Below are 18,936 nucleotides of genomic sequence, written 5' to 3' on the forward strand. Positions count from 1 at the left end.
TAAAAGGTGCATACTATTCAAAAGAATAGCGCAGATCTACAGTTGGGCCTCAACCTTATTCACTGGAGCTCACCATGAGCAGGCTCAACGGCAAAATTGCAGTAGTTACCGGCGGCAACAGCGGCATCGGCCTGGCAACCGCCATTCGCTTTGCAACTGAAGGCGCGCAGGTCGTGATCGTAGGACGTCGGCAGGATGAACTGGACAAGGCGCTTGCACTGATTGGCCATGAGGCCATCGCCATCCAGGGTGACATTTCAAAACTCGACGACCTGGCGCGCATTTTCACTCAAATCAAAGCCGACAAGGGCCGCGTTGACGTGCTGTTCGCCAACGCGGGCCTGGGGGATTTCCAGCCGATCGGATCCATCACCGAGGAATCGTTTGACCGGACATTCGGCATCAACGTCAAAGGCACGCTGTTCACCGTGCAAAACGCGTTACCACTGATGCACGCTGGCAGCTCAGTGATCCTGACCGGTTCAACCACCGGCACCATGGGCACACCGGCATTCAGTGTGTACAGCGCCACCAAGGCTGCGCTGCGTAATTTCGCCAGAAGCTGGGCGCTCGATCTGAAAGGCAGCGGCATTCGCGTCAACGTGCTGTCACCAGGCCCGATCTCGACACCAGGCCTGGACCTGGCGCTGTCAGGCACGGGACAAAAGGAAGCCATCATCGACGACATGACGGCGCAGGTTCCGTTGGGTCGTATCGGCAAGCCGGAAGAAGTCGCAGCCGCCGCATTGTTCCTGGCGTCGGATGAGAGCAGCTTCATGACGGGCAGTGAAATGTTTGTCGATGGTGGCTTTGCTCAGGTTTGAGCAAGACAGGGGTTTTGCCTGCTGAAATCTCACGGGCACTGCCCCTGAATACGCAATGCGATATTACGCATAATGTATATTATGTTAAATCACATGTTATGCATGACCTTCCTAAGGCACTGATTCGACGAAACTGATTCAGTGTCGTTTCTTTTTCTAACGGTCGGCTGGCGCCCGCTTAGGAACGTTCCGCAACGCTATTGTCTCGCCAGTATTTACGCCGCGGCATAGTGAAACAGATCACTAAGCACGTTCGCCCGCCATTGCTAGCTGGTGAAAATGCGGCAGCCATTTCAGGGCATGGATGGATGCGGCCAATTGAACCTGCTCGCGCGAGCCCATGAACCGCTCCTTTCGACTGAACACGCTCAGATCTCGCCCTATTCGATAGGCCCAGGCAAAACATACAGTTCCAGGAGGTATTCCATCGATCACATCAGGACCCAGTATGCCTGTGGTCGCTAACGCGACTTCTGCCGGACTGTCGCCCAGCGCCCCGAGAACCATCTCCCGAGCAACCTCACAGCTCGTGAGATTGAAGGTATCTATGGTGTACGCGCGTACGTTTAATAATCGCTGTTTCGCTTCTGGCGAATAGACAACGTAACCACTCTCAATACATGAACCTCCGCCGTCGACCTCCGAAAGCAGTGTGATAATTTTTCCTGCGGTACAAGACTCGGCCGTGGTGATGCTCATTCGATTGCGTTTGAGGTATTCAACGATAGAAGCGGCGACAGACATGATAATTGCTCCTGCGCACGAGCGATTGCGCTCTCAATCCCGTTCCAAAAAAAGACCTTTCACATCAATCAATGTTCAAGCGAAACCGTTTTGAACGTGTACGGCGCCAGGTTTTCCAACCACTACACGACTCAACCTGACTTTCATCAATTGAGCTTGAGAGAAGACTAGAGGATGGAACCTATGACAATGATCACCAATACACCCAGTATGGCCAAGTCATTTTCCCTGGCGGCAACCTTCACCCTGCTCAGCGCCTGCGCTGGCAATGACTCTCCCTCGAATGTGGAAGCACCCGGTAAACCAGCAACCCCATCTACCCGAACCCTGGAAGCGGGTGCAGCCCTGCTCCAATCTCGTCCGCCAGTTGATGCATTGAATGCCTATCTGGACGGTTTTCACTTCTATAACGGCCATCCTGAAGTGCAAATGGAGGCGCATCACTATTGTTCAGTTCTCAACGAAGAGGTGATTCAATGCGTGATCTACGACGGCAATCGCAAGGATGCAAAGTTGATGGGCGTGGAATACATCATCAGCGAGCAGTTGTTCAACACCCTCCCTGCCCCCGAAAAGGCGCTGTGGCACAGCCACGTGCATGAAGTGAAATCAGGCCAACTGGTCGCGCCGGGAATCCCTGAAGTGGCTGAGCACGCCTTGATGGAAAAACTGGTACATACCTACGGCAAGACTTGGCATACCTGGCATACCGATCTCGACAAACGCCTGCCGCTGGGTGTTCCTCAACTTATGATGGGGTTTACCGCCGATGGCCAGGCCGACCCTCGGATGGTCTCCCAGCGGGATCAGCGAATGGGGATCGACAGCGCCGAAAAGAAGAAGACTCGCGTCGATATAGTTGCACCACCCATCGCACCCGGTGCGGACGCATGGCAACAGGGTAACGTTATTCAGATCACCGACCCGGCTGTAGCGCCCCATCACCATTGAACGCACCACTCAGTCATTTGGATTGAACGATTATTTGCCAGCCCTTCTCTATCGCAAGACCAGGGGCCGTCGGCAGCCCCGTTTATATGAGGTAAACCAGCATGTCCTACGATTTCCAAGGTATTGCCACTGTGATTACCGCCTCGCGCCACTTAGGCACACCATCAGATGAACGCTTGAATGATTCAGTGGGTATCCAAATGAGCAGCAGCGGAAAGCCGACCATTGCGCGTTTGGAGTTCGACAAACCTCTGGATTGGCCGGGCCATCCTAACTTTGTGGCGGTGAACTTGCCGGACGGCTCCTCCGTGAATGGCGTCATCGTCGAGATAGAGCGGCCAACAAATGCGCCGGGGTGGGTGACGTTTACAGTGGATGATTGAGATGTCACGTGCGCCCAGGCTCACTCATCGCATTGTCAGACAATTTTTTTGAATCTTTTTTGACGTCAAATATCTGTATTTCATGAGCATAAGGAGGTCTCATGAAACACAACATTCTGTTTACTATTGAGTATCAACTGCACGGCGAACCAAAGTCATTCATCGTTCGCGCGCCAAAAATGGACAATGCTGAGGCTTGGCATTGGGCTAGTTGCGATGCAGGTGTCGCCGTCATACCCAGATTCGGCCAGCAAACGCTCAAGCGTGTTTCCAAACCGATGGCGGAAAAATACGGTATCACTGGGGTACGCTGGAGCGCGGCGACGCAGGTCCAGTGGGCGGAGGGCCTCGCATGATGACCACCCAGACGCTTGGTTGTACGACGAGGCAAGCACGGGATGACGAGGTCGCGCGAAATAGCGAGATGTTTTTCGAAGCCGACCGACTGGACGCGCAGGCGTACAAAATCATCGAGTCCTATGGCGGCGATGCGCAGATGTGGGCGCGCTTCATTGAAGCCAAGAAGCTCGCAGATGCACAACGCACCGCCGCTTATCAGGAGTGGATGCGTATCCACCGTGCGAAACGAAAGTAGCTGCCAGCCCTGCATGGTGTTCTACACTTCCGGGCGGTCGTCACTGGAGACCTCGTGACTGTGTCGCTTATGCCGTTAAGTTGAATCTAGTCAGAAGGGATGACGGAAATTTTTCCGTTTCGCTCAAGGATTGCGAATTTGATCTGATTGATCTCCACGATACCTTGAGCAGATCGGGCGGCTTCGAGAATATCGCTTTCATCCAATCGCGCACGCTTGAGACGCTCATGAAGGACATTGCCATGCTCGACGACTATCGTCGGGCCGCCATCAAGCACGCGGGAAAACCAGGGTGAGCGCTGTTTTACAAGCGAGAAGCCAATGTCTATGGCAATCAGCGTTACGATCACCAGTACCGCATTGGTCAGTGAAAAGTCGTCTCCCAGCAGCGCCTGCTGGGTAGCCTCGCCGATCACCATCAAAAGCACCAGGTCGAATGTGGTTAGCTCTGCGAGCGAACGTCTGCCAGCTATCTTGAACAACAGCATCAGCACCAGATAGATGGCAGCTGCTCGTAATACCGAATCCATAATACCCCCTAGGGATAGATGAACTGCGAGAAACCCAATGAGGTGCCGTTTGGCAGCGATACACGCGTCGCGAAACTGCCCACTCCGTCGCTGCGCACAGACAAGTGCACGCTCGCCTGCCCCGCTTTGTCGCTAAGCACCCACAGCTTTACGCCCTCACCTGCGGCACTCGCCTTGAGCGGCTGCGGTTGAAGGGTTTCAATTTCAAAGCCGCGCAACAATTCGCCACTGATTTCAACCTCAACAGGTTCGCGGGGCTTGCCCTGAAGGTGAACGATCAATTTATCGGAAGAGCCATTGCGCAAGAACCGCTGGTACTCGACGCGCAGTTGCCCATCGGCACTGTAAGCCTCTGCGTAGCTCAGCGGTCCTTTCGAGAACAACCCTGCCAAAGTGAGCCCAATTAAACCAACCAAGCCGTACCAGCCCAGTCGCTCGAAGCACCACACCTTGCGTTGCAGGACCATGTCTTCATCGACAGGGTAATTGCGGCTGTGCAGGTCCCGATGAACAGGCTCTTTCATACGGCCCCTTTGACTCAACCTTTACTGTGTTCTGGAGAGGACGGACCTTTGGTGACGCCCCGCGGCCCCGCAATACCCCAGATAGCCAGCCCTATAAGCGGAAATACCAAGACTAGGGCCGTCCAACCTGCCTTGCTGCCTGTGCTGTTATCGCTACGCCAAACGCTGTTGATGACCCATAGGTCCAGCAACAGCAGAATAACTATCAGGCCAATCCAGAAATAGGTAACTTGCATGGCGCACCTCCCGGTTACGGGTTATAGGTCGTTAGGTTTGTCGGGCGGCAACGAGGTTCAGATTTTTTTCAAATGGCGGAGCCTCGATCTGAAAAGACGATAATTTCAGCGCAACTGAATCGAAGAATTAATCGATATTTCAGTGAAAATCAGTTTGGTACGAGGGCATTGCCGGAAGGTCACACATCACGATGAAAACCTCCTTTTATTATTGATAAGTGCCCGTCTCCTCGGCGGGATAAAACTCGCCCTCCTTGCCTATCTTCTCCAGCTGTTCACGCAAAATTCCCTCAACATGGGCCACTGCAGCTTGATTGTCGGTGTTGACCAACTGCACGCATAGACGCCGGACATTCTGATCGTGGGTGCCCTCGCTCATCATCTCGTGGGTGAAAACCTGTTCGCCACGCCACAGACATAGTTGTGTATGAGTGCCGCCGAGCCATATTTCGTTGATTGATCTGAGGTCGGTACTAGCCAGTTGATCCACCGTGATTGTCTTATCCATCGCGCTGTACCTTACTAATGAGTAGGTAACTTTGGACTGACAGCTACTGCGAGTCGTTCCCAGTGTCGGCAGCTCAACCGCGCTGGATGAATTTTTACGGCGTCGATAAGTTAACCCAAGTCAACTGGCTGCCCCCATGCCCCACTAATGCTGAAACGTCATCATCCCGCGCGCTCCTGCATGTTAATCTCGCACCACCACGAATAGACATTGATCGTCACAAGACGATGACCAGAACCAGGAAAGCCCATGCCAAAGATTTCTCACTCAGCCCTGCGCCGCAAATTCCGTGAATTGCTTGCCACCCCAACCTGCGTTGAAACCGCTTCCGTCTTTGACCCGATGTCGGCGCGGATTGCCGCGGACCTGGGTTTTGAAGTCGGCATCCTCGGTGGCTCCGTTGCGTCGTTGCAGGTATTGGCCGCGCCCGATTTTGCGCTGATCACCCTGAGTGAGTTCGTTGAGCAAGCCACCCGTATCGGCCGTGTCGCCCAACTGCCTTTCATTGCCGATGCCGACCACGGTTACGGTAACGCGCTGAACGTGATGCGCACCGTCGAAGAACTTGAGCGTGCCGGTGTGGCCGCGTTAACGATTGAAGACACGTTGCTGCCTGCGCAATTCGGCCGCAAGTCGACTGACCTGATCTCTATTGAAGAAGGCATCGGCAAGGTCCGCGCCGCGCTGGAAGCCCGTGTTGATCCGCAGTTGTCGATCATTGCCCGGACCAATGCCGGCGTGTTGCCGACCGAAGCTGTGATCGAGCGCACCCTGGCGTATCAGCAAGCCGGCGCCGATGGAATTTGCATGGTCGGTGTGGCGGATTTCGAGCATTTGGAGAAGATCGCGAAGAACCTGACGGTGCCGCTGATGCTGGTGACTTATGGCAATCCCAAGCTCAATGATGCCAAGCGCCTGGCGAGCCTCGGCGTACGCGTGGTGGTTGCCGGTCACGGTGCTTACTTTGCGGCGATCAAGGCGACTTACGACAGCCTGCGAGCCCAGCGCCAGTTGACCCACAGCACCGATAACCTCAGTGCCACCGAGCTGACGCACACCTATACCTTGCCGGAAAGCTACGTGGCATGGGCTGAAGAATTCATGGATGTAAAAGAGTAAAGCGCCCCGCTCCGCTTTCCTTATACAAACCAGTTCCAATCAGCCGCCCACGCAAAAAAATCCGCCGCAGACTCTGCGGCGGCAACCAAAGGATTTTGTCGAAGCAGAGCGGCTAAGACAGCCCCCACGCTACACCCGCAGGCGATTAAAAAGAGTGAAGTTTAATTAATCGAGTTTCATCCGGTCCCCCGCTGCAGGCCGCGCAGACTGTGCTTAGAATCAAGCTCGGCAGCCACGCCGAACACAATAAAAAACCCTAACAGCTCACCTGCAAACATCTGCCCATACACCTTTATGCGCCAGCCAATAAGTGCAGTGTTTCTGCGCGCGCGCTCATTATTCCGGGGAAGTCACAACATGATTAAACAGTCGAGCCTGTTAGCACTGGCGGTGTGTGCCGGTATCAGTCAGATGGCGTTTGCCGAATCGGTCACCGACCAAGCGGACTCCAAGGGGTTTATCGAGGGCAGCAGCGTCACCGGGTTGTTGCGCAACTACTACATGAACCGCAATCGCGAAGGCGGACGGGCCGATAACATCGACTGGACCCAGGGCGCGATGCTCAACTACGCCTCGGGTTTCACCCAGGGCACCATCGGCTTCGGCGTTGACGCCTACGCCTATGGCGGGTTGAAACTTGACGCCACCCACGCGGACGCCGGCACCGGCAACCTGCCGACCGACCGGCATGGCGACCCCGAAGACGCCTACGGCTCCGTGGGCGCGGCGGTGAAGATCAAAGTCTCCAAGACCCAGCTCAAATTCGGCGACATGCAGCCCACCGCCCCGGTCTTCGCCACCGGCGGCACGCGTCTGTTGCCGCAGACCGCTACCGGTTTCGACCTGACCAGCAGCGAAATCGCCGGGCTGGACCTGGAAGCCGGGCACTTCACCAGCACCAACAGTGGCATGACCAGCAACCATGATCACGATATCTACGCGACCTACGCCAGTATCGCGGCCAACAGTGCAAGTTTCGTCGGGGGCAAGTACACCTTCAGCCCATCCCTCAGCGCAACGGTGTATGCCGGTGAGTTGGAAGACATCTGGCGCCAGTACTATACCAACCTCAACTACGTGATCCCGTTGGCCCATGACCAGTCACTCGCGCTGGACGGCAACCTCTACCGCACCCTCGACACCGGCAGCGCCAAGGCCGGGGCGATCAACAACACCACCTACTCGTTGGCGGCGGCGTACTCGTTCCTGCAGGCGCATACGCTGACGCTGTCGTTCCAGAAAGTGCATGGCGACACACCGTTTGACTACATCGGCACCGGCAACAACGGCGCGGGCGAAGGCGGCGACTCGGTCTACCTGGCCAACTCGGTGCAATGGGGGGACTTCAACGGGCCGGGCGAACAGTCCTGGGGGATCCGTTATGACCTGAACATGGCCAGTTATGGCGTGCCGGGACTGAGTTTCATGGGGCGCTATATCAACGGTTCGGATATCAATGGCACCCACACGCCGGATCACAGCGCCTATGCGGGCGACTACGGTGACGACGGCGCGCACCACGAAACGGACCTGGAGGCCAAGTACGTGATCCAGAGTGGTCCGGCGAAAAACCTATCGTTGCGCGTGCGTGATGCGATCGTGGCAGCAAACGCCGACCAGCGCGATGGCGACCTGAACGAGCTGCGGCTGATCGTCGACTATCCGTTTACCTTGCTATAGGTAGGCACGCGCTTGCTCGCGAATAACCTCAAGGATAACGCGTACATCCTGAATCTACGCGTTGCCCGGGCGTTTTTCGCGAGCATGCTCGCGCCTCCCATTGGGGGGCGTTAACCCACCCAACCCACTGCGGTCTTGGGAATGACTTCCGACTCATCCAGCTTCGACGCGAACATGCTCACCGCCTCCACGGCGTCACTGGTGCTGGTGCGAATCTGCAGGATCACCGAACCCGCCTGATCAGCCAGGCTGACGCCGCGTTGCGCGCCTTCCTGGGTGGCGTTCATGCTGGTCACTGCGTCACGGGTTTCCGAGAGGATCATGCCGATCATTTCGGCAATTTCCGCCGTCGAGCGGCTGGTCCGCCCGGCCAGTTGCCGGACTTCATCGGCCACCACCGCAAAGCCTCGCCCCTGATCCCCCGCGCGCGCCGCCTCGATCGCCGCATTGAGGGCCAACAAGTTGGTCTGGTCGGCGATCCCGCGAATGGTGTTGACGATGGCAGTGATCTGCTCGGAACGATCGCCCAGTTGCCCCACCAGCCGCGCAGAGGCGCCGATGTTGTCGGCGATGCGGCGCATTTCGCTGGCAGTCTCCTGGATCACCTGGGTGCCATGTTCGGCAAAGCGCTCGGTCTCGGAGGAGATATGGTAAGCCCGCGACGCACCTCGGGAGTCTTCTTCGAACTTTTCCACGCGCTCGGTGATGTCGCTGGCGAACTTGACGATCTTGGTCAGCTTGCCGTCGCCGTCATATACCGGGTTGTAGCTGGCTTCCAGCCATACCACACGCCCCTGCTTGCCCAGGCGCTTGAATTGACCAGCGAAGAATTCGCCGCTGTTCAAGCGACGCCAGAAGTCAGTGTATTCATGGCTATTGATCAGCGCCGGTTCGCAAAACAGCCGGTGATGTTTGCCTTTGATTTCCGCCAAGGTGTAACCCATCACATTGAGGAAATTCACGTTGGCGTCCAGCACTTGGCCATTCAAATCGAATTCAATCACCGCCATTGCCCGGTCCAGCGCCGTGAGTTTGCTGCGGGTGGCCGCTTCTTGCTCGACCTTGCTGGTCACGTCCAGCGCGTACTTGACCACTTTTAACACCTGGCCGCGCTCATCCAGCACCGGGTTGTAACTGGCTTCCAACCAGATGGTGTTGCCGTTGCTATCCACACGTTTGAAGGTACCCGAGACAAACTTGCCCGCCTTCAAATCACTCCAGAACTGGCTGTAGGCCGGGCTGCTGGTCAGTGCTGGCGGGCAAAAGTCACGGTGGGATTTACCCGTCAACTGACTGGCGTTGTAGCCCAGGGTCTTGAGGAAGTTGTCGTTGGCCCGCAGCACCCTGCCGTTCAGGTCGAATTCGACCACGGCCATGGAGCGTTCCAGTGCGGCGATCAGTCCTTTGAACTCGGTGACTTCGGCCGTCCTGGCCGACAGTGCTGTCTTGAGTGCTGTGTTGAACATGGACTTACCCTCAACCGTGCGGAGAACCCTGTGTCTCTATTTGCTATCGGCTCGGAAATCCGCGACTTTACGCGCGCTTGAGGGATTATTTTCTGGCGTCAACTACTCGTTTGATCAGCGCTTTGCATCAAGCAAGGCCAGGCGTTCGCGCATGCCCGAACTCGCCGCCGGGCCGGCCTGCAACATGCACTGGTCAAGTGGTACCTGCTGCCCATCCGCACGGGCCAACATTGGCTGTACTGGCGTGCCCGTCGCACGCTCCACCAACTCCACGCTGGTGCCCTCCTCGGCGTAATGCCGGTTACCCCAGGCTACCAGCGACATCAGCACCATGCGGAAATCCTCGCCCTTGGCCGTCGGCACATATTCATAGCGCGGCGGCCGCTCGCTGTAGGCCTGGCGCTCCAGCATGCCGGCCTCTACCAGGGCGTTCAGGCGGCGCGTAAGCATATTGGGCGCGATGCCCAGGCTGCGGGAAAACTCATCGAAACGGCGCAGGCCCTGCAGCGCGTCGCGCATGATCAGGATGCTCCACCACTCCCCTACCCGCTCAAGGCTGCGGGCGATGGGACATTCGTCGCGGGTAAGGGACTTGCGTTGCATGGGCGGGATTCCTTTGAGCGGTGCCTATTTGCGTGATGCCATGTTACTTTCATCATGATAGTGACGTCCATAGGGTCTGTTCCCTCAACACAACCGGAGTCGATTGATCATGAATAAACGCATCGTTGTGACAGGCATGGGCGCGCTGACGCCGCTCGGTGCTGACGTGGAGTCAACCTGGCAACGCCTGCTGGCCGGGCAGTCGGGCATTCGCCGGCTACCGGAAGAACTGATCGGAGACCTGGCCGTGAGCATCGGTGGCCAGGTACAAAGCGTGCAGCAGGATCCAGAAGCCGGCTTCGACCCCGGTCGACTGCTGGCGCCCAAGGAACAGCGCAAGATGGACCGCTTTATCTTGTTCGCCCTGGCGGCGGCGGATGAAGCCTTGAAGCAGGCCGGATGGGCGCCAGTGACGCCCGAAGCGCAGGAACGTACTGCCACCATCATCGCTTCGGGTGTCGGCGGCTTCCCAGCAATTGCCGATGCGGTACGCACCACCGATAGCAAAGGTCCACGGCGGTTGTCGCCGTTCACCATCCCCTCCTTCCTGAGCAACATGGCCGCCGGGCATGTGTCGATCAACTATGGGTTGAAAGGCCCGCTGGGCGCACCGGTGACCGCCTGTGCGGCAGGTGTGCAGGCGATTGGCGACGCGGCACGGATGATTCGTGCCGGTGAAGTCGATGTGGCGGTATGTGGCGGCGCCGAAGCGGCCATTCATCGGGTCAGCCTGGCCGGCTTTGCGGCGGCACGGGCATTGTCCAGCGACTTCAATGAAACACCCGAGCTGGCTTCGCGGCCATTCGACCAGGCACGTGACGGTTTTGTCATGGGCGAAGGCGCCGGCATCCTCGTCATCGAGGAACTCGAACACGCCCTGGCACGTGGCGCACAGCCGATTGCGGAGTTGGTGGGCTACGGCACCAGTGCTGACGCCTATCACATGACGGCCGGCCCGGAAGATGGCGACGGTGCGCGACGCGCCATGCTGCAGGCCTTGCGCCAGGCTGGAATCGATGCAACCCAGGTGCAGTACTTGAATGCTCACGCCACCTCCACTCCGGTGGGCGACAAAGGCGAACTGGCGGCGATCAACACGGTGTTCGGCGCCAAAGGCAGTCCGGCCATCAGCTCGACCAAATCCGCCACCGGTCACCTGTTGGGGGCTGCGGGCGGAATTGAAGCCATTTTCACCGTGCTCGCCCTGCGCGACCAGGTTGCCCCGGTCACCCTCAACCTGCAAAACCCCGACCCACTTGCGGATGGCCTGGATATGGTGCGCGGTGCAGCCCGCCCGATGCCGATCGAATACGCGCTGTCCAACGGCTTCGGCTTCGGCGGCGTGAATGCCAGCGTGTTGTTCCGCCGCTGGGCGTAGTTTGCCCCTGTCGTCAATTTCGGGGACCATGGGCGCCTTTCTGAACCTGCCAACAGAGGCGCCCATGGCCAACCACGACCTGCACTACACCCCGGACCCCGATGCCGACTCGATTTCCTCCGACGTGATCGGCTTCAATGGCATCCTGGTGTCCACCCAGATCCCGACCCATGCCGATGGCAGCCTGGAGCTGGGCGATATCACCCAGCAAAGCGAATGCACCTTGCAAGCCTTGAAAGTCGCCCTGGAAAAGGCCGGCAGCTCGATGGACCGGGTGATGCACCTGACCATTTATCTGACGGATATGGCCGATCGCGCGGCCTTCAACGAGGTCTACAAACGCTTCTTTGCCAAGCCCTGGCCCGTGCGCGCGGCCGTTGGCGTTGCCGCTTTGGCCGTAGAAGGCATGCGCGTGGAAGTGACTGCGATGGCCGCTCAGGCCTGAGTGGGTGCCGGTCAGGCATTTCACAGCTACAATGCCCGCCTCAACCGTGACAAGCCTGACTAAAAAAACTATGTCCTTGCCCAAGCATCACCTGGAATTGCTCAGCCCTGCCCGCGATGTCGCCATCGCGCGCGAGGCGATCCTGCATGGCGCCGACGCCGTGTACATTGGCGGCCCGAGCTTCGGCGCGCGCCATAACGCCTGTAACGACGTGAGCGATATCGCGTCCCTGGTAGAATTCGCGCGCCGGTACCACGCACGCGTGTTCACCACGATCAACACCATCTTGCATGACAACGAACTGGAACCCGCGCGCAAGCTGATCCATCAGCTCTACGACGCCGGCGTCGATGCGTTGATCGTGCAAGACCTTGGCGTGATGGAGCTGGACATTCCGCCCATCGAGCTGCACGCCAGTACCCAGACCGACATTCGCACCCTGGGCCGCGCCAAGTTTCTCGACCAGGCCGGTTTCTCGCAGTTGGTCTTGGCCCGTGAGCTGAACCTGCAGGAAATCCGCGCCATCGCCGACGAAACCGATGCCGCCATCGAGTTTTTCATCCACGGCGCCTTGTGCGTGGCGTTCTCCGGGCAGTGCAACATCTCCCACGCGCAGAACGGCCGTAGTGCCAACCGTGGAGATTGCTCCCAGGCCTGCCGTTTGCCGTACACCTTGAAAGATGATCAGGGCCGTGTCGTGGCCTTTGAAAAGCACCTGCTGTCGATGAAAGACAACAACCAGAGCGCCAACCTGCGCGCCTTGGTCGAAGCCGGCGTGCGCTCGTTCAAGATCGAAGGTCGCTATAAGGACATGGGCTATGTGAAGAACATCACCGCCTACTACCGCCAGCGCCTCGACGAGATCCTTGAAGACCGCCCGGACCTGGCTCGCGCTTCCAGCGGCCGTACCGCGCACTTCTTCCTGCCCGATCCGGAAAAGACCTTCCACCGTGGCAGCACCGACTATTTCGTCACTGACCGCAAGATCGACATCGGCGCCTTCGACACCCCGACGTTCACCGGCCTGCCGGTGGGTGTGGTGGAAAAAGCCGGCAAGCGTGACCTGCAAGTGGTCACCCATGAGCCGCTGTCCAATGGCGACGGCCTCAACGTGCTGGTCAAGCGTGAAGTGGTGGGTTTCCGCGCCAACATCGCCGAGCCTAAGGGCGAGTTCGAGGAAGACGGCGAGAAACGCTATCGCTACCGCGTCGAACCGAATGAAATGCCGGCCGGCCTGCATCAACTGCGCCCGAATCATCCGCTGAACCGCAACCTCGACCACAACTGGCAACAGGCGCTGTTGAAGACCTCGTCCGAACGCCGCATCGGCCTGACGTGGGTGGCTCGCCTGCGTGAAGAGCAGCTGGACGTGACTGCCACCAGTGAAGAAGGCATCAGCGCCAGCGTCACCCTGCCCGGCCCGTTCGGCGTGGCCAACAAGCCGGAGCAGGCGCTGGATACCTTGCGCGACCTGCTCGGCCAACTGGGCACCACCGAATACCACGCGACCGATATCCAGCTGGATGCGCCGCAAGCGTTCTTCATCCCCAACTCACAGCTCAAAGCCTTGCGCCGCGAAGTGATCGAAGCGCTGACCGCTGCCCGTGTTGCCGCACATCCACGCGGTGGACGCAAAGCCGAAACCACCCCGCCGCCGGTCTACCCGGATGCGCACCTGTCGTTCCTGGCCAACGTCTACAACCAGAAAGCCCGCGACTTCTACCACCGTCATGGGGTGAAGCTGATCGACGCCGCGTTCGAAGCCCATGAGGAAACCGGCGAAGTACCGGTGATGATCACCAAGCACTGCCTGCGCTTCTCGTTCAACCTGTGCCCTAAACAGGCGAAGGGTGTCACGGGCGTGAAGACCAAGGTCGCGCCGATGCAGTTGATCCACGGCGATGAAGTGCTGACCCTGAAGTTCGACTGCAAACCGTGCGAGATGCACGTGGTGGGCAAGATCAAGGGGCATATCCTGGGCTTGCCGCAACCGGGCAGCGCGGTGGAGCACTTCAACCCGGAAAACATCATTTTCCAGGGTACGCACTGACCGTCTGCGAGCGGGGCCACCACCAGCCCCGCTGCAACCCCGCAGCCGCCAGCAGAATCGCCGCCACACCCAACCATTGCAGCCAGCCCAGGCGATGCCCGAAGGCGATCCAATCGACGAAGATCGCCGCAATCGGGTAGATGAACGACAGCGCACCGGTAATCGCCGTGGGCAGTTTCTGGATCGCGCCGTACAGCAGCACATACATCAAACCGGTGTGCACCACGCCGAGTGTCACCAATGCCGCCCAGGCGTTGGTGGTGGCTGGCAAACTGTTCCAAGGCACCATTGGCGCGAGCAGCAGCGCGCCGGTGGTCACCTGGATCAACGCCATCAAATGCGGTGGCACTTCTTTCAAACGCTTGATGATCAGCGCCGCAATGGCATAGAGAAACGCCGCACCCAGCGCCAAGGCGATGCCGGCCAGGTAATCGTCGCCGGTCTGTTGGTCGCCATGGGCCGTGACAATCGCCAGCATCCCCAAAAACGCAATACTCAGCCACGCCAGTTTCTGCACGGTGATCTTTTCTCCGAGGAACACTGCCGCCAGCATCACCAACATGAACGGCTGGACGTTGTACACCGCTGTGCTGATGGCAATGGAGGCACGGGAATAGGATTCGAACAGCAGCAACCAATTGCCAACAATCGCCACGCCACTGAGCATCGCCAGGCCGAGCTTGGCCCCGTTCAGCAGGTCCAGGCGCAAATAACCCAGCAGCGCGCACACCAGCAAGAGCGTCAGCCCACCGATCACGCAGCGCCAGAACACCACTTCGATCACCGACACGCCAGAGACCAGTACAAACCAGCCAATGGTGCCCGAGATGAGCATGGCGGCGATCATTTCCCACGAACCACGACGGATGGATGTGTCCATGATTGAAGCTCCTCAAGTGAGGCTCAATTATGGCAATCTGTTCGGGAGCGGCTCCAGCGCCTAAAAAAGGCCAAACCACTGGATTGCCTTTACTTATTAGGTGGAAACCATGATTGACACCATCGACCAGCAACTCATCGCCGCTTTGATGGACGACTCACGCCTGTCCCTCAAGACCCTGGCCGGCATTACCGGGCTGTCCTCGCCGAGTGTCAGCGAACGCCTGCGCCGTCTTGAAGAGCGCGGCGTGCTAACCCACTACACCGTCGACATCGACCCCAAGCACTTCGGCTACCTGCTGCAAGCCATCGTGCGCATCCGCCCCCTGCCCGGCAAACTGCATGAGGTGGAACGCCAGATCCAGGCGATCCCCGAATTCACCGAGTGCGACAAAGTGACCGGCGATGATTGCTTCATCGCACGGCTGCATGTGCGCACCATGGATCATCTGGACAGCCTGCTCGACAAGCTGAATGCCTATGCCGAAACCAACACCGCGATCGTCAAGAAAACCCCGGTGAAACGGCGTTTGCCGCCGCTGTCGGATGAGTGATCGTGAGTCATCAGCGCGATGCCTGACACGGCTGCGTGGCCTGTTCGTGCAGTGCTTTTGCCGCTCCCAGTAAACCCTGAAACAGGCGATAACGCGCTGCCAGTACTGCCTGCTGTGAGGGGGCCGGCCTATACCGGGCCTTCACCGGCATTCCCGCTTGCAACAACGCGTCCCCTTCCCCGATCGACAGGAAGCCCAGTTTCGCCGCCCCGATGCAGGCGCTCAATTCACTGCCGTGCAACGTGTATATCTCCCGCTGGAGGATGTTGGCCAGCAACTGCGCCCAGTATTCGCTGCGCGCCCCGCCGCCCACCAAGGCGCAGGCATCAACGTTGGCACCGGCCGATTGCACGGCGCGCAGCGCATCCAGCAAACCGAAACCCACCCCTTCCATCACCGCATAACCGAGCATAGCGGGTGTGCAGTCATGGCCCAGGCCCATGAATCCGCCGCGCAGCAGCGGATCGTTGTGGGGCGTGCGTTCGCCGGCGAGGTACGGCAGAAACAACGGGGTACTGAGGGGCACTGCCTGCTCAATCGGCAATTGCGCCTGCACCTGGTCCAACAAGGTCTGTTCATCCGGCATCCCCGTCAGCCGCGTGACCCAACGCAGGCAACTGGCCCCGGCCAGCATGGCGCCCATGGTGTACCAACGGTCAGGCAGTGCGTGGCAAAAGCTGTGTACCGCGCTGGCCGGGTTGCCGGCAGCGTGGTCGGTGATGGCGACGATGGCCGCGCTGGTGCCGAGGGTGATAAAAGCGTCCCCTGCCTTGATCGCACCGATACCGACAGCCGCGACCGGGTTGTCACCGCCGCCGCCGGCAATCACGACGGAGGAAGACAAACCCAGCCCGTCCGCCGTCAACACCGCGCTCGCGGCACCGCCCTCGACCAACCTGGGCATCTGCGCAGGCGACAGCCCCGTCGCGCGCAACATCGGGACGAACCACTCACGCCGTGCCACATCCAGCCACAATGTGCCGGCGGCATCCGACATCTCGCTGATGCGCTCGCCACTCAAACGCAAGCGCAGGTAGTCCTTGGGTGACAGCACACAATCGATGGCCTTGAACACCTGCGGCTCATGCTGTTTCAGCCACAACAGTTTCGGCGCTGTCAGCCCCGCCATGGGCAGGCTGCCGGTGACGTCGGCAAACGCCGTTCCCAACCGTTCAGCCTCGGCGACCGCACGCGAGTCATCCCACAGGATCGCCGGATACAACACGCGATTATCCGCCCCCAGCAACACCGCGCCATGCATCTGCCCAGACAGGCCGATACAGGCCACACGGGCAAATGCCTCATGCGTGCGCAACTGGGCCAGCGCCTGCAAACAGGCCTGCCACCAATCCTGCGGGTCTTGCTCGGACCAGCCGCTATGACGCCGCGACACGCTCAGGCGCACGCCGGCATGGGCCAGGACTGAACCGTCGAGGTCCATGAGGATCGCTTTGAGTTCCGAGGTGCCGAGGTCGATGCCGAGGGAAACAGGGTTGCGCATACGGAGGTCATTCCAATCCAATACAGCCACATGAATTACGCACTTGCAGGGTCGGCGTCAGGCGCACGCTGTGGGGCGGCGCGTCAGGCGAGGCCATGCGTTGCAACAACAGGTGCACGGCCTGGGCGCCGAGTGCCTGGACCGGCTGCGCGATCAGGGTCAGGCGTGGCTCGAAAAAGTCCGCCCAGTCAAAATCATCGAAACCGACCAGGGCCATCTGCCCCGGCACGGTAATCTGCGCGTCACGCAGGGCCTGCATGGCGCCGAGGGTCATCAGGTTATTACCGGCCATAATCGCCGTAGGCGGTGCTGCCAGCCCCAGCAACTGCACCGTTGCCTTGCGCGCCGGTTCAGTGTTGGAGCCGCCGTTGACCAGCAGTTGCGGATCAAACGCCAGCCCCGCCGCGAGCAATGCCGCGCGATAACCCGCGACACGCTCGTCCGTGGTACTGAACCCCTCCCGCCCGGCGATAAAGCCAATCCGCCGGTGCCCATGGGCGATCAGGTGCTGGATAAGGGCCTGGGTCGGCTGGGCGTTGTCCACCCCGATCTGGTCAAATTGATCGCTCATCATGCGGTCAACCAGCACTGCTGGAATCTCGTTGGCCCGCAGGTACTCCAGCGCCTTGGAGCCATTGGAGGGCGCCAGCACAATCCCATCCACCCGCCGATGATGCAGCGCCGTGACCACCCGCAATTCCTGCTCCGGATCATCATGGGTGTCGACAAACAGCATCATGTAGCCGTGCTTGGCGCACTCGGTTTCAATCGCGTGCACCGTTTCGCTGAAGTAGTGGTTGGACAACGCCGAGATCGCCACACCCATGGTATTGGTGCTTGACCGGGCCAGCGAGCGCGCCAGCGTGTTGGGGATGTAGCCCAACGCCTGGATCGCCTGCTGCACCGCCAGCACGGTGGCCGGGCTGACCTTGCGGGTGCCGTTCAACACGTGCGACACCGTCGATGTCGACACCCCGGCCCGGCTTGCCACGTCATCCATGGTGACCACGGCGTTGTTCCTTCTCAATGGATCAATGTTTACTCGACCAACCGCTGTACGTACCGATGTTGTCGCGGGTGATCAGTTTGGGCGTGAGCAGGGTAACCGCTTCGGCCGGGGCTTTGTCGTTGAGAATGTCATTGCCCACGTTTACCGCGGTCTGCGCCATGGCCCATGGGTCCTGGCTGGAAGACGCCTGTATCTGGGAGTCGGTCTTCAGCGCATTCTCGATATCCGGCGCGCCATCCACCGAGGTGATGATGAGGCCGCTGCGCTTGAGCTGCTTGGCCGCCAGGTCGCTGCCGACGGCTTGCGGGTCGTTGATCGCGAACAAGCCGTCGATTTTCGGGAAGCGCGTGAGATAACCCTGCATCACGTTCAAGCCACCTTCGCGGGAGCCTTTGCCGTCCTGATCATCGGACAGCACCTTGATGTCGGGCGCAGCAGCGAGTGCGGCCTTGCAGCCTTTGACGCGGTCGGTCACGGCGGTCACTTGCGGGCCGTTCTGGATGATCACGTTGCCCTTGCCGGAGAGCTTGTCCACCAGGTACTGGCAGGCCAGCTTGCCGGCTTCGACGTTGTCGGTCTGCACGGTGGCGTTGACGCCCTTGGCGTCCACATCCACAGCGACCACGACGATCCCGGCATCGCGGGCTTTCTTGATCGCCGAGGCCATGGCAGACGGGTCGACGGCGTTGATCAGGATCAGGTCGACCTTGGATGAAATGAAGTTATCGATCTGCGAAAACTGCTTGCTCAGGTCATAGTCAGCCGACACCGAGGTGACCTTGACATTGGGGTTCAGCTCCTTGGCCCGCGCCGTGGCGCCATCGGCCAGGGTCACAAAGTACGGGTTGCCCAGGGAACCCATGCTGATGCCGAGGGCTTTCAACTCACGGGCTTCGACGGCTTGGGACATCAGGGCAGCCAAGGCAATGACGGGAAACATGCGTTTAAGGTTCATGC

22 protein-coding genes and 1 pseudogene are annotated in these 18,936 nt (G+C 59.3%); 11 read left to right on the forward strand and 12 right to left on the reverse strand.

Annotated features, from left to right (window positions below; all coding sequences use genetic code 11):
* Positions 1–74: 74 nt before the first annotated feature.
* Positions 75–824: a glucose 1-dehydrogenase gene (locus AC4PS7_RS07620; RefSeq protein WP_010210437.1), complete on the forward strand. Its 750-nt coding sequence runs from the start codon at positions 75–77 to the stop codon at positions 822–824.
* Between the two features lie 243 nt (positions 825–1,067).
* Here the strand turns inward: AC4PS7_RS07620 and AC4PS7_RS07625 are convergent, their stop codons facing one another.
* The gene (locus AC4PS7_RS07625; protein WP_021493145.1) at positions 1,068–1,568 is read right to left on the reverse strand and encodes a CinA family protein; all 501 of its coding nucleotides are present in this window, start codon (positions 1,566–1,568) and stop codon (positions 1,068–1,070) included.
* A 189-nt stretch (positions 1,569–1,757) separates the two neighbouring features.
* On the opposite strand from AC4PS7_RS07625, the gene AC4PS7_RS07630 reads away from it, so the two are divergent.
* The 4 genes from AC4PS7_RS07630 to AC4PS7_RS07645 all read left to right on the forward strand — a co-directional run bounded on the left by AC4PS7_RS07630 (position 1,758) and on the right by AC4PS7_RS07645 (position 3,497).
* Positions 1,758–2,519, forward strand: coding sequence for an OBAP family protein (locus tag AC4PS7_RS07630; protein WP_492179354.1), 762 nt, complete (start codon positions 1,758–1,760; stop codon positions 2,517–2,519).
* A 101-nt stretch (positions 2,520–2,620) separates the two neighbouring features.
* Positions 2,621–2,902 (forward strand): hypothetical protein, encoded by a 282-nt coding sequence (locus AC4PS7_RS07635; protein WP_010210441.1) that lies wholly within the window; start codon positions 2,621–2,623, stop codon positions 2,900–2,902.
* Positions 2,903–3,003: 101 nt separating this feature from the next.
* Complete coding sequence (locus AC4PS7_RS07640; protein WP_021493147.1) at positions 3,004–3,258, forward strand: DUF6555 family protein; 255 nt, start codon at positions 3,004–3,006, stop codon at positions 3,256–3,258.
* Complete coding sequence (locus AC4PS7_RS07645; RefSeq protein ID WP_031291355.1) at positions 3,258–3,497, forward strand: hypothetical protein; 240 nt, start codon at positions 3,258–3,260, stop codon at positions 3,495–3,497. The genes AC4PS7_RS07640 and AC4PS7_RS07645 overlap by 1 nt, the downstream gene beginning before the upstream one ends.
* 86 nt (positions 3,498–3,583) lie before the next feature.
* Here the strand turns inward: AC4PS7_RS07645 and AC4PS7_RS07650 are convergent, their stop codons facing one another.
* From AC4PS7_RS07650 to AC4PS7_RS07665, 4 genes are all read right to left on the reverse strand, one after another.
* Complete coding sequence (locus tag AC4PS7_RS07650; protein ID WP_010210444.1) at positions 3,584–4,027, reverse strand: DUF421 domain-containing protein; 444 nt, start codon at positions 4,025–4,027, stop codon at positions 3,584–3,586.
* Between the two features lie 8 nt (positions 4,028–4,035).
* A complete protein-coding gene (locus tag AC4PS7_RS07655; RefSeq protein WP_010210446.1) occupies positions 4,036–4,551 on the reverse strand; it encodes a hypothetical protein in 516 nt (171 codons plus the stop codon).
* Between the two features lie 14 nt (positions 4,552–4,565).
* Positions 4,566–4,787, reverse strand: a complete 222-nt coding sequence (locus AC4PS7_RS07660) for a PLDc N-terminal domain-containing protein (RefSeq protein WP_010210447.1) — start codon at positions 4,785–4,787, stop codon at positions 4,566–4,568.
* 208 nt (positions 4,788–4,995) lie between these two features.
* Positions 4,996–5,295 carry a hypothetical protein gene (locus tag AC4PS7_RS07665; protein WP_305470221.1) on the reverse strand — a complete coding sequence of 100 codons (300 nt, stop codon included), beginning with the start codon at positions 5,293–5,295 and terminating at the stop codon, positions 4,996–4,998.
* Between the two features lie 249 nt (positions 5,296–5,544).
* On the opposite strand from AC4PS7_RS07665, the gene AC4PS7_RS07670 reads away from it, so the two are divergent.
* On the forward strand, positions 5,545–6,414 hold the full coding sequence (locus AC4PS7_RS07670; RefSeq protein ID WP_042572406.1) for an isocitrate lyase/PEP mutase family protein: 870 nt from the start codon (positions 5,545–5,547) through the stop codon (positions 6,412–6,414).
* 357 nt (positions 6,415–6,771) lie between these two features.
* Positions 6,772–8,094, forward strand: coding sequence for an OprD family porin (locus AC4PS7_RS07675; protein WP_492179262.1), 1,323 nt, complete (start codon positions 6,772–6,774; stop codon positions 8,092–8,094).
* A gap of 110 nt (positions 8,095–8,204) precedes the next feature.
* On the opposite strand, the gene AC4PS7_RS07680 is transcribed toward AC4PS7_RS07675, so the two are convergent.
* From AC4PS7_RS07680 to AC4PS7_RS07690, 3 genes and pseudogenes are all read right to left on the reverse strand, one after another.
* The gene (locus tag AC4PS7_RS07680) at positions 8,205–8,789 is read right to left on the reverse strand and encodes a methyl-accepting chemotaxis protein (protein WP_370737450.1); all 585 of its coding nucleotides are present in this window, start codon (positions 8,787–8,789) and stop codon (positions 8,205–8,207) included.
* Positions 8,790–8,792: 3 nt separating this feature from the next.
* Positions 8,793–9,560 (reverse strand): annotated as a pseudogene (locus tag AC4PS7_RS07685) (PAS domain-containing protein); the annotation flags it as partial.
* A gap of 114 nt (positions 9,561–9,674) precedes the next feature.
* Positions 9,675–10,163: a winged helix-turn-helix transcriptional regulator gene (locus tag AC4PS7_RS07690; protein WP_010210461.1), complete on the reverse strand. Its 489-nt coding sequence runs from the start codon at positions 10,161–10,163 to the stop codon at positions 9,675–9,677.
* 109 nt (positions 10,164–10,272) lie between these two features.
* On the opposite strand from AC4PS7_RS07690, the gene fabF reads away from it, so the two are divergent.
* The 3 genes from fabF to AC4PS7_RS07705 all read left to right on the forward strand — a co-directional run bounded on the left by fabF (position 10,273) and on the right by AC4PS7_RS07705 (position 14,036).
* Entirely contained in the window at positions 10,273–11,541 is a 1,269-nt protein-coding gene (gene fabF / locus AC4PS7_RS07695) for a beta-ketoacyl-ACP synthase II (protein WP_021493153.1), read from the forward strand.
* 64 nt (positions 11,542–11,605) lie between these two features.
* Entirely contained in the window at positions 11,606–11,986 is a 381-nt protein-coding gene (locus AC4PS7_RS07700) for a RidA family protein (protein ID WP_042572410.1), read from the forward strand.
* Positions 11,987–12,056: 70 nt separating this feature from the next.
* Positions 12,057–14,036 carry a peptidase U32 family protein gene (locus tag AC4PS7_RS07705; protein ID WP_021493154.1) on the forward strand — a complete coding sequence of 660 codons (1,980 nt, stop codon included), beginning with the start codon at positions 12,057–12,059 and terminating at the stop codon, positions 14,034–14,036.
* On the opposite strand, the gene AC4PS7_RS07710 is transcribed toward AC4PS7_RS07705, so the two are convergent.
* Positions 14,014–14,916 (reverse strand): DMT family transporter, encoded by a 903-nt coding sequence (locus AC4PS7_RS07710; RefSeq protein ID WP_010210466.1) that lies wholly within the window; start codon positions 14,914–14,916, stop codon positions 14,014–14,016. The two genes, AC4PS7_RS07705 and AC4PS7_RS07710, sit on opposite strands and share 23 nt — an antisense overlap.
* 109 nt (positions 14,917–15,025) lie before the next feature.
* Here AC4PS7_RS07710 and AC4PS7_RS07715 point away from each other — a divergent pair, with 109 nt between their 5' ends.
* A complete protein-coding gene (locus AC4PS7_RS07715) occupies positions 15,026–15,469 on the forward strand; it encodes an Lrp/AsnC family transcriptional regulator (protein ID WP_042572411.1) in 444 nt (147 codons plus the stop codon).
* 10 nt (positions 15,470–15,479) lie between these two features.
* Here AC4PS7_RS07715 and xylB read toward each other — a convergent pair whose 3' ends face one another.
* The 3 genes from xylB to AC4PS7_RS07730 are packed head-to-tail and all read right to left on the reverse strand — an operon-like array spanning position 15,480 to position 18,934.
* Complete coding sequence (xylB, locus tag AC4PS7_RS07720) at positions 15,480–16,970, reverse strand: xylulokinase (RefSeq protein WP_305470218.1); 1,491 nt, start codon at positions 16,968–16,970, stop codon at positions 15,480–15,482.
* Positions 16,971–16,977: 7 nt separating this feature from the next.
* Positions 16,978–17,979 carry a LacI family DNA-binding transcriptional regulator gene (locus tag AC4PS7_RS07725; RefSeq protein WP_021493156.1) on the reverse strand — a complete coding sequence of 334 codons (1,002 nt, stop codon included), beginning with the start codon at positions 17,977–17,979 and terminating at the stop codon, positions 16,978–16,980.
* 22 nt (positions 17,980–18,001) lie between these two features.
* Positions 18,002–18,934 carry an ABC transporter substrate-binding protein gene (locus AC4PS7_RS07730; RefSeq protein WP_010210471.1) on the reverse strand — a complete coding sequence of 311 codons (933 nt, stop codon included), beginning with the start codon at positions 18,932–18,934 and terminating at the stop codon, positions 18,002–18,004.
* Between the last annotated feature and the right edge of the window lie 2 nt (positions 18,935–18,936).

Source organism: Pseudomonas sp. DW-iso3 (assembly GCF_058725305.1).